The 13,095-nt window shown below is 59.9% G+C and carries 17 protein-coding genes; 9 read left to right on the top strand and 8 right to left on the bottom strand.

The window, feature by feature from the left end:
- Nucleotides 1-618, top strand: a complete 618-nt coding sequence (locus A7317_RS24290) for an FKBP-type peptidyl-prolyl cis-trans isomerase (RefSeq protein WP_003176055.1) — start codon at nucleotides 1-3, stop codon at nucleotides 616-618.
- A 135-nt stretch (nucleotides 619-753) separates the two neighbouring features.
- Here the strand turns inward: A7317_RS24290 and A7317_RS24295 are convergent, their stop codons facing one another.
- The 3 genes from A7317_RS24295 to A7317_RS24305 form a co-directional block, all read right to left on the bottom strand.
- Nucleotides 754-1,011 (bottom strand): hypothetical protein, encoded by a 258-nt coding sequence (locus tag A7317_RS24295; protein WP_024077374.1) that lies wholly within the window; start codon nucleotides 1,009-1,011, stop codon nucleotides 754-756.
- A gap of 159 nt (nucleotides 1,012-1,170) precedes the next feature.
- Entirely contained in the window at nucleotides 1,171-1,512 is a 342-nt protein-coding gene (locus tag A7317_RS24300) for a zinc ribbon domain-containing protein YjdM (protein WP_024077373.1), read from the bottom strand.
- A gap of 145 nt (nucleotides 1,513-1,657) precedes the next feature.
- Nucleotides 1,658-2,626 carry a polyprenyl synthetase family protein gene (locus A7317_RS24305; RefSeq protein WP_024077372.1) on the bottom strand — a complete coding sequence of 323 codons (969 nt, stop codon included), beginning with the start codon at nucleotides 2,624-2,626 and terminating at the stop codon, nucleotides 1,658-1,660.
- 239 nt (nucleotides 2,627-2,865) lie between these two features.
- On the opposite strand from A7317_RS24305, the gene rplU reads away from it, so the two are divergent.
- The 7 genes from rplU (at nucleotide 2,866) to A7317_RS24340 (ending at nucleotide 8,463) form a co-directional block, all read left to right on the top strand.
- Entirely contained in the window at nucleotides 2,866-3,180 is a 315-nt protein-coding gene (gene rplU / locus A7317_RS24310; RefSeq protein ID WP_017847748.1) for a 50S ribosomal protein L21, read from the top strand.
- Nucleotides 3,181-3,214: 34 nt separating this feature from the next.
- Entirely contained in the window at nucleotides 3,215-3,490 is a 276-nt protein-coding gene (rpmA, locus tag A7317_RS24315) for a 50S ribosomal protein L27 (protein WP_024077370.1), read from the top strand.
- Between the two features lie 193 nt (nucleotides 3,491-3,683).
- The gene (gene cgtA, locus A7317_RS24320; protein ID WP_024077369.1) at nucleotides 3,684-4,907 is read left to right on the top strand and encodes an Obg family GTPase CgtA; all 1,224 of its coding nucleotides are present in this window, start codon (nucleotides 3,684-3,686) and stop codon (nucleotides 4,905-4,907) included.
- Nucleotides 4,908-5,034: 127 nt separating this feature from the next.
- A complete protein-coding gene (gene proB / locus A7317_RS24325) occupies nucleotides 5,035-6,153 on the top strand; it encodes a glutamate 5-kinase (protein WP_041161022.1) in 1,119 nt (372 codons plus the stop codon).
- 16 nt (nucleotides 6,154-6,169) lie between these two features.
- Nucleotides 6,170-6,634, top strand: coding sequence for a CreA family protein (locus tag A7317_RS24330; protein WP_015885841.1), 465 nt, complete (start codon nucleotides 6,170-6,172; stop codon nucleotides 6,632-6,634).
- 101 nt (nucleotides 6,635-6,735) lie between these two features.
- The gene (locus A7317_RS24335) at nucleotides 6,736-7,218 is read left to right on the top strand and encodes a glutathione peroxidase (protein ID WP_024077367.1); all 483 of its coding nucleotides are present in this window, start codon (nucleotides 6,736-6,738) and stop codon (nucleotides 7,216-7,218) included.
- A 141-nt stretch (nucleotides 7,219-7,359) separates the two neighbouring features.
- Nucleotides 7,360-8,463, top strand: coding sequence for an NADH:flavin oxidoreductase (locus A7317_RS24340; protein WP_024077366.1), 1,104 nt, complete (start codon nucleotides 7,360-7,362; stop codon nucleotides 8,461-8,463).
- A gap of 186 nt (nucleotides 8,464-8,649) precedes the next feature.
- Here the strand turns inward: A7317_RS24340 and A7317_RS24345 are convergent, their stop codons facing one another.
- Both A7317_RS24345 and cysZ read right to left on the bottom strand, forming a co-directional pair.
- Nucleotides 8,650-9,828 carry a glycosyltransferase family 4 protein gene (locus A7317_RS24345; protein ID WP_041161021.1) on the bottom strand — a complete coding sequence of 393 codons (1,179 nt, stop codon included), beginning with the start codon at nucleotides 9,826-9,828 and terminating at the stop codon, nucleotides 8,650-8,652.
- Between the two features lie 54 nt (nucleotides 9,829-9,882).
- A complete protein-coding gene (gene cysZ / locus A7317_RS24350; RefSeq protein ID WP_024077364.1) occupies nucleotides 9,883-10,647 on the bottom strand; it encodes a sulfate transporter CysZ in 765 nt (254 codons plus the stop codon).
- 294 nt (nucleotides 10,648-10,941) lie between these two features.
- Here cysZ and trxB point away from each other — a divergent pair, with 294 nt between their 5' ends.
- Nucleotides 10,942-11,904 carry a thioredoxin-disulfide reductase gene (trxB, locus tag A7317_RS24355; RefSeq protein ID WP_024077363.1) on the top strand — a complete coding sequence of 321 codons (963 nt, stop codon included), beginning with the start codon at nucleotides 10,942-10,944 and terminating at the stop codon, nucleotides 11,902-11,904.
- Between the two features lie 163 nt (nucleotides 11,905-12,067).
- On the opposite strand, the gene A7317_RS24360 is transcribed toward trxB, so the two are convergent.
- From A7317_RS24360 to folX, 3 genes are read right to left on the bottom strand one after another with little or no spacing between them, the layout of a single operon-like run.
- Nucleotides 12,068-12,409, bottom strand: coding sequence for a HopJ type III effector protein (locus A7317_RS24360; RefSeq protein ID WP_024077362.1), 342 nt, complete (start codon nucleotides 12,407-12,409; stop codon nucleotides 12,068-12,070).
- Complete coding sequence (locus A7317_RS24365; protein WP_069076987.1) at nucleotides 12,402-12,698, bottom strand: DUF1244 domain-containing protein; 297 nt, start codon at nucleotides 12,696-12,698, stop codon at nucleotides 12,402-12,404. The genes A7317_RS24360 and A7317_RS24365 overlap by 8 nt, the downstream gene beginning before the upstream one ends.
- 23 nt (nucleotides 12,699-12,721) lie before the next feature.
- Nucleotides 12,722-13,093, bottom strand: coding sequence for a dihydroneopterin triphosphate 2'-epimerase (folX, locus tag A7317_RS24370; protein WP_003194073.1), 372 nt, complete (start codon nucleotides 13,091-13,093; stop codon nucleotides 12,722-12,724).
- Nucleotides 13,094-13,095: the final 2 nt, after the last annotated feature.

The following is a 13,095-nucleotide window of genomic DNA, read 5'->3' on the forward strand; positions in this document are numbered from 1 at the left end:
ATGTCCGAAGTTAATCTGTCCACCGACGAAACCCGCGTCAGCTACGGCATCGGCCGTCAGTTGGGCGACCAACTGCGCGACAACCCACCACCCGGTGTAAGCCTTGACGCGATCCTGGCGGGCCTGACCGACGCGTTCGCCGGCAAGCCAAGCCGTGTTGACCAAGAGCAAATGGCCGCCAGCTTCAAGGTCATCCGCGAAATCATGCAAGCCGAAGCCGCTGCCAAGGCTGAAGCCGCTGCTGGCGCTGGCCTGGCTTTCCTGGCTGAAAACGCCAAGCGTGATGGCATCACCACTCTGGCTTCCGGCCTGCAATTTGAAGTACTGACTGCCGGTGATGGCGCCAAGCCGACCCGTGAAGACCAGGTGCGTACGCACTACCACGGCACCCTGATCGACGGCACTGTGTTCGACAGCTCCTACGAGCGTGGTCAGCCAGCAGAATTCCCGGTTGGCGGCGTGATTGCCGGTTGGACCGAAGCGCTGCAACTGATGAATGCTGGCAGCAAATGGCGCCTGTACGTGCCGAGCGAGCTGGCTTACGGCGCTCAAGGCGTTGGCAGCATCCCGCCGCACAGCGTTCTGGTATTCGACGTCGAGCTGCTCGACGTTCTGTAAGACCTGCTTTTGATTACCTGTAGGAGCCAGCGTGCTCGCGAAACACGTCAACGATGACGCGGGCATCCTGGATGAACGCGTTGCTTGTGCGTTCTTCGCGAGCACACTCGCTCCTACAGGATTTTGCAGGGTTGCTCATGGATGAAACTTGCCATTGAGCTCTGTCGTCGGGCGCAATGCCCGGGCATAGCAGAATAGAAACAGGTTACGCACCACTTCCTTCAGTACACCGGGTTCACTGGAACTCAGGCCATTCACGTCCAGGTCGCCTTGGTCCTGCAGTTCGTTCAACGCTTCCTCCTCCAGCACGGCACAGACTTCTCCGGTTTCCCGATGAAGGATTCGCAGGTAAGGGTGGGGACGGTCCAGCCAGGCATCTATCAAATAAGTCATGGTCGTTCTCCTTGATGGGTTTCAATGAGAATAATTCTTATTCGTGGAATAGCAAGTGCCTATTGGCGGTTTGTGGATTTTTCTGTGTGGGTATTGCGTTCGATCAACGCGGAGGGCGAAACGCCATCCCGCGGCGGGCGCGGGATGGCGGCAACAGGATCAGACTTTGCGAACGAACTCGGACTTGAGTTTCATCGGGCCGATACCGTCGATCTTGCAGTCGATATCGTGGTCGCCGTCGCACAGGCGAATATTCTTGACCTTGGTGCCGACCTTGACCACCAGGGAGGTGCCCTTGACCTTGAGGTCCTTGATCACGGTGATGGTGTCGCCGTCCTGCAGGACGTTGCCCACAGAGTCTTTCTTCACGGTTTCATCGCCGGCCGCTTCGGCCTCGCCTGTGGCGGACCACTCATGGGCGCATTCCGGGCAGATCAGTTGTGCGCCGTCTTCGTAGGTGTATTCGGAATTGCATTTCGGGCAGGGTGGCAACGTGCTCACTAAAGCTCCTTAAAGGTCAGGATGGCTAAAAGTCGCACATTATATAGGGAATTGCAGCGAGGCAGGGCGCGCTCTTGGATGGGGAGTACAAACTAAGTGTGGGAGGGAGCAAGCCTCCTCCCACATTGGCCCGCGTCTGCAGGTGTCAGTGCGTGCGCGCGACCGCAAACTCACTCAGCTCCACCAGGGCGTCCCGGTATTCGCTGGCTGGAAGGGCTTCCAGGCACTTGATCGCACGGGCCACGTAGTCGCGTGCCAGTTGTGCGGTGTATTCCAGCGAGCCCGAGGCTTCCACGGCTGCGCGGATGCTTTCCAGGTCTTCGATCCCGCCTTTCTGGATCGCCTTGCGCACCAGGGCCGCCTGTTCCGGCGTACCTTCGCGCATGGTGTAGATCAGCGGCAAGGTCGGTTTGCCCTCGGCCAGGTCGTCACCGACGTTCTTGCCCAGGGTTTCGGCGTCACCACGGTAGTCGAGCAAGTCGTCCACCAGTTGGAACGCCACGCCCAGGTGGTCGCCAAAGGTACGCAGGGCTTCGGCCTGTTCGGCAGTCGCTTCGCACAGGGCTGCGGCGCTGTGGGTCGAGGCTTCGAAGAGCATCGCGGTCTTGCCGCGAATCACTTCCATGTAGGTTTCTTCGGTGGTGCTGGCGTCGCGAACCTTCGACAGCTGCAGCACTTCGCCTTCGGCGATGATGCGCGTGGCCTGTGAAAGAATCTTCATCACCGGCATCGAACCCAGTTCGACCATCATTTCGAATGAGCGCGAGTACAGGAAGTCGCCGACCAGCACGCTGGGCGCATTGCCCCACATGGCATTGGCAGTTTCACGGCCACGGCGCATGCCGGACATGTCGACCACGTCGTCATGCAGCAGGGTGGCGGTGTGCAGGAATTCGATGGTGGCGGCCAGCAGGCGCAGGTCATCGCCTTCGCGGCCCAGGGCCTTGCCACACAGCAACACTAATAAAGGACGCAGGCGTTTGCCGCCCGCCGACGTAATATAGTCGCCAATTTTGGAGACCAGCGGCACTTTAGAAGTCAGCTGCTGCTTGATGATGCCGTCGACGGCGCTAAAATCGTCCGCGACCGCGCGGTAGAAAGCTTGGGGTTGCATCAGCGACAGTCGCTCCAGAAGGGTTGCGCGGCATGCTAGGACCCTGACCCCCGAGTGTCAAGGCGCGATAGACGGCCACTTGCAAGGCGTCAAAGGCTTGCGTACAATCGCGCACCCTGAACTTCCTGGGCAGCACCTGCCTTACGCAATTGCATTCGGGACGTCCATCCCATGCAGCCATGCCAGCCAATACCTCTTCTTATAAAGCGCTGGGTGAGCAGGATTATCGGAGAAATACCATGTCGTACGCAGTAATTGTTACTGGTGGCAAGCAATACAAGGTCGCCCCAGGTGAATACCTGAAGATCGAAAAACTGGAACTCGCTACCGGCGACTCCGTTACCTTTGATCGCGTTCTGTTGGTCGCCAATGGCGATGACGTGAACATCGGCGCTCCAGTTGTTGCTGGCGCTACCGTTGTGGCTGAAGTGATCTCCCAAGGTCGTCACGATAAAGTCCGCATCATCAAGTTCCGTCGTCGTAAGCACCACATGAAGCGTATGGGCCACCGCCAGTGGTACACCGAGATCAAAATCACCGGTATTCAGGCTTAATTTCAGCCTAATTCCTCACTAGGAGAATTGACTCATGGCACACAAAAAAGCTGGTGGTAGTACCCGTAACGGTCGCGACTCAGAAGCCAAACGCCTTGGCGTGAAGATGTATGGCGGCCAGGTAATCATCCCGGGCAACATCATCGTGCGTCAGCGCGGCACCCAATTCCACGCCGGTTACGGTGTTGGCATGGGTAAAGATCACACTCTCTTCGCTAAAGTCGAAGGCGTGATCAAGTTCGAAGTAAAAGGCGCCTTCGGTCGTCGTTACGTGAGCATTGTCCCGAAGACTGACGTCGTCGCGGCATAATTACGTAGTTGCTGGAAAAGCCCTGTCTCGCGACGGGGCTTTTTCGTTTGTGGGGTGAGTCTCTTGCAAAGCTGTTTGTAATGGGCTCAAGCGCTGGATTTGCGGTCGTTGATTGAGGTCGCTGCGCTCATTTTTGCAAGAGTCTTATGTCTTGGTTTCTTAAGCTCGTCCGTGCGGCGAGAGGCGTTTTGTTATGAAGTTCGTTGATGAAGTTTCCATCCGAGTAAAAGCAGGCGACGGCGGTAACGGTTGCATGAGTTTCCGTCGCGAAAAATTCATCGAAAACGGTGGCCCCAACGGCGGTGACGGCGGTGACGGCGGTTCCATCTACATGATGGCCGACGAAAACCTCAACACCCTGGTGGACTACCGTTACACCCGGCACTTCGATGCCGAGCGTGGCTCCAACGGTGGCAGCACCGATTGCACCGGTAAAAAAGGCGAAGACCTGGTACTGCGCGTACCGGTCGGCACCACGATCATCGACTCCGCCACCCAGGAAGTTATTGGGGACCTGACCAAGGCCGGCCAGAAGCTGATGGTTGTGCAGGGCGGCTGGCACGGTCTGGGTAACACCCGATTCAAGTCCAGTACCAACCGTGCGCCACGCCAGACCACGCCGGGCAAGCCGGGCGAACAGCGTGACCTCAAGCTGGAAATGAAAGTCCTCGCCGACGTGGGCCTGCTGGGCCTGCCAAACGCCGGCAAAAGTACCTTCATCCGCTCGGTCTCTGCCGCCAAGCCGAAAGTCGCCGACTACCCGTTCACCACCTTGGTGCCGAACCTGGGTGTGGTCAGTGTCGATCGTTGGAAAAGCTTCGTGATCGCTGACATCCCCGGCCTGATCGAAGGTGCTTCCGATGGTGCTGGTCTGGGTATTCGCTTCCTCAAGCATTTGTCGCGTACCCGTTTGCTGCTGCACCTCGTCGACATGGCGCCGCTGGATGACACCAGTGCACCGGACGCCGCCGAAGTGATTGTCAGCGAGCTGACCAAGTTCAGCCCGTCCCTGGCTGAGCGGGATCGCTGGCTGGTGCTGAACAAATGCGACCAGATCCTCGAAGAAGAGCACGAGGAGCGCGTCAAGGAAATCGTCGATCGCCTGGAATGGACAGGTCCGGTCTACGTGATCTCGGCCATCGCCAAAGAAGGCACCGAGCGCCTGACCCGCGACATCATGCGCTACCTGGAAGACCGCGCCGACCGCCTGGCGGCCGACCCGGTGTTCAAGGCCGAACTCGCCGAGCTCGACCAGCGCATCGAAGACGAAGCCCGTGCCCAGCTGCAGGCTCTGGATGACCAGCGTGCCCTGCGTCGCAGCGGCGTGAAGTCGGTCCATGACATCGGCGACGATGATTGGGACGAGGAAGACGTGGATGATGAAGACGGTCCGGAAATCATTTACGTGCGCGACTGATCCGTTGCGATAAACTTGAACGCCGCTCCCAGGAGCGGCGTTTTGGTATCTGGGTATACCTGTAGTCACTAATAACGTTATGGGCGGCGCTGGGTCGCGTGCAGCCCTCTATCTAAGGTTGAAGATGATGCGGAGCAAAGTGACAGGTGCGCAGCGCTGGGTCGTAAAGATCGGAAGTGCGCTGTTGACGGCGGATGGCAAGGGGCTCGATCGCGCAGCCATGAGCGTCTGGGTCGAGCAGATGGTGGCCTTGCATGAGGCGGGTGTCGAGTTGGTACTGGTCTCGTCCGGGGCGGTTGCCGCCGGAATGAGCCGCCTCGGCTGGACCGCGCGACCCAGCGCGATGCACGAACTGCAAGCCGCCGCCGCTATCGGCCAGATGGGCCTGGTGCAAGCCTGGGAGTCCAGCTTTGCCGAGCACGGTCGCCATACGGCGCAGATCCTGCTGACCCACGACGACCTGTCAGACCGCAAGCGTTACCTCAACGCCCGCAGTACCTTGCGCGCCCTGGTGGAGCTCAAGGTCATCCCGGTGATCAACGAGAACGACACGGTGGTCACCGACGAAATCCGTTTCGGCGACAACGACACCCTGGCTGCCCTGGTGGCCAACCTGGTGGAAGCCGACTTGCTGGTCATCCTTACCGACCGCGACGGCATGTTCGACGCCGACCCCCGCAACAACCCTGATGCCCAACTGATCTACGAAGCCCGCGCCGATGACCCGGCGCTGGACGCCGTGGCTGGCAGCGTTGGCGGCGCCCTGGGGCGTGGTGGCATGCAGACCAAGCTGCGCGCCGCGCGCCTGGCTGCACGTTCCGGCGCCCATACCATCATCGTCGGTGGGCGCCTGGAACGTGTGCTGGATCGCCTCAAGGCCGGTGAACGCATCGGCACGCTGTTGTCGCCCGAGCGTGGCATGCTGGCGGCGCGCAAGCAGTGGCTGGCCGGGCATCTGCAAACCCGTGGCACCCTGGTGCTGGATGATGGCGCCGTATCGGCACTGTCCCAAGGCAACAAGAGCCTGTTGCCTGTGGGCGTCAAATTGGTGCAGGGCAGCTTCCGCCGCGGCGAGATGGTGGTATGCGTGGCGTCGGACGGACGCGAAATCGCCCGTGGCCTGGCCAATTACAGTGCCCTGGAAGCGCAGAAAATCATTGGGCAGTCGTCTGATGCGATTGTCGGTCTATTGGGTTACATGGCGGAACCGGAACTGGTGCACCGCGACAACCTGATCCTGGTTTAAACGAAAGGAATACACGATGCGCGTGATGAAGGGATTGCTCGGCCTGCTGTTGGCCATGCCATTGCTGGCCTCGGCCGAAGAGATTGGCCAGGTTTCGACGGTGTTCAAATTTGTCGGCCCCAACGACCGGATCGTGGTCGAAGCGTTCGATGACCCCAAGGTCGACGGTGTGACCTGCTACCTGTCGCGCGCCAAGACCGGCGGCGTGAAAGGCGGGCTGGGCTTGGCCGAAGACCGTGCCGAGGCATCGATCGCCTGCCGTCAGGTCGGGCCGATCCGCTTCAAGGGTGAACTCAAGGATGGCGACGAAGTATTCAAGGAACGTACCTCGCTGGTGTTCAAGACCATGCAGGTGGTGCGTTTCCTCGACAAGAAGCGCAATACCCTGGTGTACCTGGTCTACAGCGACCGCCTGATCGAAGGCAGCCCACAGAACGCAGTCACCGCGATACCGATTTTGCCGTGGCCGACCGCTCAGTAGTTCGCAGGCGAGTTTTGTAATCGGCGTCTATGATTGCAGACTTGCGGGTTGTAATCTCGAACAGCCGCAATGCTAAGAACATGGGATATCTGGAGTTCGTCATGAGTGCTTTCCACGATCTGAAACTCAAAGCTTTGGACGGACAAGAGCTGGCGCTGGCGCCCTTCAAGGGGCAAGTTGTGCTGGTGGTCAACGTGGCTTCCAAATGTGGCTTGACCCCGCAATATGCGGCGTTGGAAAACCTCTACCAGCAATACAAGAACCAGGGTTTTACCGTGCTTGGCCTGCCGTGCAACCAGTTTGCAAGCCAGGAACCGGGCACCGAAGAGGAAATCCGCGAGTTCTGCGACCTGAACTACGGCGTGACCTTCCCCCTGGGCAGCAAACTCGATGTAAACGGCCCTGAGCGTCATCAGTTGTACCGTTTGCTGGCGGGCGAGGGGGCCGAGTTTCCAGGGGATATCACTTGGAACTTCGAGAAATTCCTATTGGGCAAGGATGGTCGGGTGCTTGCGCGCTTTTCGCCGCGTACCGCGCCGGAAGATCCGACGGTCGTCCAGGCCATCGAAAAAGCCCTGGCTTGAACAGCACGCTCGCCACAGGTTGGTGACAACCGGCGGGCTTCTACTTTTATCCCTTAATCACCCAGATCAATAGTGCTACTCAGCACTTCGCACTCCTCATATTATCCGCATCATAAACCCCGTCTCCCGTGGAGTGCTCCCATGCCTGTCCAAGCCTTGTTCAAACCGTTCCAGCTCGGTGCACTGCAGCTGTCGACCCGTGTGGTCATGGCGCCGATGACCCGTTCTTTTTCCCCAGGTGGCGTGCCTAACGCCAAGGTCATCGAGTACTACCGCCGCCGTGCCGCCGCAGGCGTGGGCTTGATCATCACCGAAGGCACCGTGGTCGGTCACCTGGCCTCCAACGGCTACCCGAATGTTCCGCATTTCTATGGCGAAGCGGCGCTGGCCGGCTGGAAGAAGGTGGTCGACGCCGTGCACGCCGAAGGCGGCAAGATCGTCCCGCAGTTGTGGCATGTGGGCAGCGTGCGCCGTATCGGTACTGAGCCTGATGCCAGCGTGCCAGCGTATGGCCCGATGGAAAAACTCAAGGATGGCAACGTGGTCGTTCACGGCATGACCACCCAAGACATCAAAGACGTGATCAACGCCTTCGCCCAGGCGGCCAAGGATGCCCAACGCATCGGCATGGACGGCGTGGAAATCCACGGTGCCCACGGCTATCTGGTCGACCAGTTCTTTTGGGAAGGCAGCAACCAGCGTACCGACGAATACGGTGGCAGCCTGGCCAACCGCTCGCGCTTTGCCATCGAGCTGATCCAGGCAACCCGCGCCGCAGTTGGCCCGGACTTTCCGATCATCTTCCGTTTCTCCCAGTGGAAACAGCAGGACTACAGCGCACGTCTGGTGCAAACCCCCGAGGCGCTGGGCGAATTTCTCAAGCCGTTGTCTGACGCCGGCGTGGACATATTCCACTGCTCCACGCGTCGTTTCTGGGAACCTGAATTTGAAGGTTCCGACCTCAACCTCGCCGGCTGGACTCGCCAGCTCACCGGTAAACCGACCATCACGGTCGGCAGTGTCGGTCTGGATGGCGAGTTCCTGCAATTTATGGTCAACACCGACAAGGTTGCGCAACCGGCCAGTCTGGAAAAACTGCTGGAGCGTTTGAACAATGATGAGTTCGATCTGGTCGCCGTGGGCCGCGCTTTGCTGGTGGACCCGGATTGGGCAGTGAAGGTGCGCGAAGGCCGCGAGGGTGACATCCTGCCGTTCAGCCGTGAGGCGTTGATGAGCCTGGTGTAAAAGGCTGGGCGCCCGCTGATTGCCAGCGGGCTCTCTATTATTTGTCGATCATGAATGACCTGCCTCTTTTTTGAGCGCGCTCCATGGGGGGAGTCCCCTCATCTGGTAGGTGTCATGTCGTGCAAGCCATTATTCAAGGGCTAGGCTGGCAGGAGGGCGAACCGACTGACGTCATTCGCCGATCGTTCAACGAACGTAAGGCAGGGTGGGAACAGCAAAAGGTTCTCCGCACACACCGCGTAGCTGGTTCTCGAACTGCTCGATAATTGCCGGCCAGCCCTGGTGACTGGCATGCCGACGGGCATTGAGGCGTGCCCTGCGTAAATGCTCACGATCTTCCAGCAGCCAATTGGCCGCATCGCAGAACGCTTCCTCATCGCCGGGCATCGCCAGCACACCGTTGTAACCATGACGGATGTGCTGGGTCGCGGCCGCTTGGTCGTATGCCACCACCGCGAGCCCGGAGGCCATGGCTTCCAGCACCACATTGCCGAAGGTTTCCGTCAGGCTGGGAAACAGGAACAGATCTCCCGAGGCGTAGTGTCGCGCCAGTTCTTCGCCGCGCCGGGTACCGCAGAATATGGCTTGCGGCAGGTCGTGCTCCAGCAGCGCACGTTGCGGCCCGTCACCGACCACGATCAGTTGCAGGCGACGCTGTGGATAAGTATCGCGCAGGGTATCGAAGCAACGCTTGAGCATGCCCAGATTCTTTTCCTGCGCCAGGCGCCCGACATGCAGCACCGCAATATCGTCATTGCCCAGGCCCCAGCTCTCGCGCAATGCGTTATCGCGCTTGGCCGGGTTGAACAGTTGGCTGTCCACCCCGCGCGACAACATCCCCAGGCGCTCGAAGTGCCGGCGTTCCAGTTCCAGGCGTTGGCTGGCGCTGGGTACCAGGGTCAAGGTCGAGCGGTTATGAAACCAGCGCAGGTAGTGCGTGACCACGCGGCTCAACAGGCTCATGCCGTACTGGTTCGAGTACTGTTGGAAATTGGTGTGAAAGCCGCTGACCACGCTGATCCCCAGGCGACGCGCGGCGCGTAGCGCCGATAACCCGAGCGGACCTTCTGTGGCGATGTACAGCACGTCCGGGCGTTGGCGTGTCCAGCGTCGTAGCAGCTTGTGCATTGACGACTGCCCCCACTGCAGGCCTGGATAGCCAGGCAACGGCCAGCCGCGGCACAGCAACAACTGGTCGTCGCTGGTCCGGCTCTGATCGGTGCCTTGGCGTGGGCGCACCAGCTCGACCTGATGGCCGCGTGCGCGCAAACCGTCACACAGGCGGCCAAGGGTATTGGCCACCCCGTTGATCTCTGGCGGGAAGGTTTCGGTGATCAGGGTGATGTGAAGCGAAGCTGTCGTCATGACCCACAGTGTCGCCGTGGGCCATGTCGTCATTGTGTCATTGAGATGATGGATTTATGACTTGATTGCCTTTGGCGTGGCCATCGCCTCGGCGCCCTGCTCGCGTACCCAGAACAATGTGGCCCCGGCCACTGCCGCCGGCATCATCAACAGGTTGACCACCGGCACCAGCAACACCAGGTAGACGATGCCGCCGAAACTCATGCTCTGCCAGCGTTTCTGGCGCAGCCAGGCGAGCATTTCGTTCCAGCCCAGCTTGTGGTTGTCGGCCGGGTAGTCGATGTACTGGATTGCCATCATCCACACGCCGAACAACAGCCACAGCGGCGCGGCGATCAGGTTCACCACCGGAATGAATGACAGGATAAACAGGCCAATGGCCCGTGGCAGGAAGTAGCCCAGCTTGCGCATTTCCCGGGCCAGTGTGCGAGGGACCATGGCCACCAGTTCGCCCCAACTGAACGGCGGGAAGTCATCGGTGCCGCGCACCACGACCTCGACCTTCTCGGCGAGAAAACCGTTGAACGGTGCCGCGATGATATTGGCGAGCATGGTGAAGGTGAAAAACACCATCAGCACCACCAGCACCACGAACAAGGGCCACAGGATATAGCTGAGGAAACTCAACCAGCCGGGCAGGGTCGGCATCAAGGTGTCGACCCACAGGCTGAACTGATGGCCGGCGAAATAGATCAAGCCGACGAACAGCACCAGGTTGATCGCCAGCGGCAGCAGCACAAACAGGCGCAGGCCAGGGCTGAGGACCAGTTTGAGGCCTTCGCGCAAATATTGCGGACCGGAAAGAGCGGGGGCGGGCATGGAGGACTCCGAACAGGATGACGAACGCGCCGACCTTACCGGCTTTGCCGGCAGGGCGAAAGCGCGGCTGGTATGACGACATCAACGGTAACAAAGGCGTCGATTAATCGGGTCGACAGCATAGAGACCACCTATGAGCTGGATTGTTATTCCGTATTTCCTTAATCTTGCCTCCCTCGATACGCTGCACCCATTATTTTTCAGGGTCTGCGAGTGAAAGCCTTCCCCAAGTGCTTCGTGGTCCCTTTTTTATTCCAGCCGTCTTGTGGTCCGGGCGGTCGATAGGAGTGATTCATGTCTGATACCCGTCATTCGCGAGTGATTATTCTCGGTTCCGGCCCTGCCGGTTACAGTGCTGCTGTCTACGCTGCCCGGGCCAACCTCAAGCCGCTGCTGATCACCGGCATGCAGGCGGGCGGTCAGTTGACCACCACCACTGAAGTCGACAACTGGCCGGGCGATGTCCACGGCCTGACCGGTCCGGTGCTGATGGAGCGTATGAAAGAGCACGCCGAGCGCTTTGAAACCGAGATCGTGTTTGATCACATCAACAGCGTCGACTTCTCGAAAAAGCCGTACAGCCTGACCGGCGACAGCGGCGTCTACACCTGTGATGCGCTGATCATCGCCACCGGCGCCAGCGCCCGCTACCTGGGCCTGCCTTCGGAGGAAGCGTTCATGGGCAAGGGCGTGTCTGCCTGCGCGACCTGCGACGGTTTCTTCTACCGCAACAAGCCGGTCGCCGTGGTCGGTGGTGGCAACACCGCGGTGGAAGAAGCGCTGTACCTGGCCAACATCGCCAGCACCGTGACCCTGGTTCACCGCCGCGAAACCTTCCGCGCCGAGAAGATCCTGATCGACAAACTGCATGCCCGTGTCGCTGAAGGCAAGATCATCCTCAAGCTCAATGCCACCCTGGACGAGGTCCTGGGCGACAACATGGGCGTGACCGGTGCCCGCCTGAAAAACAACGACGGCAGCTTCGACGAACTGAAAGTCGACGGCGTGTTCATCGCCATCGGCCACACCCCGAACACCTCGCTGTTCGAAGGCGTGCTGGACGCCAAGGACGGTTACCTGGTGGTACAGGGCGGCCGTGAGGGCAATGCCACCGCGACCAACATCGAAGGTATCTTCGCTGCCGGTGACGTGGCCGACCACGTCTATCGCCAGGCTATCACCTCGGCCGGCGCCGGCTGCATGGCGGCGCTGGATGCCGAGCGTTACCTCGACGGTTTGGGCAACGCTTCGCTCTAAATCCGTTGAGCAAAAAAACCGGCTGCGAGGCCGGTTTTTTTGTGAGTGCGATTTAAATGTGGGGGGGGCTTGCCCCCGCTAGCAGTCTTTCAGCCAAGTATTCGTTAGCTGAGACACCGCTATCGGGGGCAAGCCCCCTCCCACATGTTGATCGACATCTGACTCAGGATTTGCGGGTCAGTGGCTGGGCGGCGAACTTCACGCCTGCCAACCCATGGGCAATCAACGCCCGAATATTGCCATGGTCGCTGCCCTCGGGCGTCGCCACCACCGAGCGGTAATGCTCGCCGAAGGCCAGCAGTGCTTCCTGATCGCTCAAGCCTTCCAGCAGCGCCAGGCCCAGGGTCTTGCATGAACCTTCGTTCTGCCCGGCGGCGTTTTCCACGGTGCCATTGGTAAAGGCCTGCGGCTGGTAGTCATAACCGGCAGTGACGAACGCCAGGGTATCGGCAAAGGCATGTTCGCCGCTGTTGAGGCTGGCGCGCAGGGTATTCAAATCAGTCATGGTTTTTTCCTTGGGCAAACGCCGCCTGTTGCTCGGCGCTGGCTTCTTTCTGGTATTGGGCTTTCCACTCGGCGTACGGCATGCCGTACACCACTTCGCGGGCGTCATCGAGGCTCAGCTCGATCTGGCGCTCGTCGGCCTCGGCCTTGTACCACTTCGACAGGCAGTTACGGCAGAAACCGGCGAGGTTCATCAGGTCGATGTTCTGCACATCCTTGCGGCTGTCCAGGTGCGCCACCAACCGGCGAAAGGCGGCGGCTTCAAGTTCGAGGCGTTGTTGGTCGTTCATAGGGCTCACGCAGATTCAAGAGGTTAGCGGCTGGCCGCCAGGGTAATCGACACCGACTCGGCAAAGCGCAGCGCATGGGGCTTGTCCACTTCGACTTCGGCGTACAGCACCGATTCGTTGCTCATCACCAGGTCCAGCAGTTCCTGGGTCAGGCGTTCGAGCAAGGCAAAGCGGTTGCCTTCGACATGGGCGATGATCGCCTTGGTGATGGTGCGGTAGTTCAGCGCGTGGTCGATATCGTTGTCACGCACGGCTTCCTGGGCGGCATACAGGATGGTCAGGTTGATCAGCACATCCTGCTTGTTGAGGATTTCGTCCTCGTTGATGCCGATAAAGGTGCGCAGGCACAGGTCCTTGACCCGGATGCGCGCCATGCCTGGTTGAAGTTGTGGCATTG

This window comes from Pseudomonas fluorescens (assembly GCF_001708445.1).
Taxonomy (GTDB): Bacteria; Pseudomonadota; Gammaproteobacteria; order Pseudomonadales; family Pseudomonadaceae; genus Aquipseudomonas; species Aquipseudomonas gorinensis.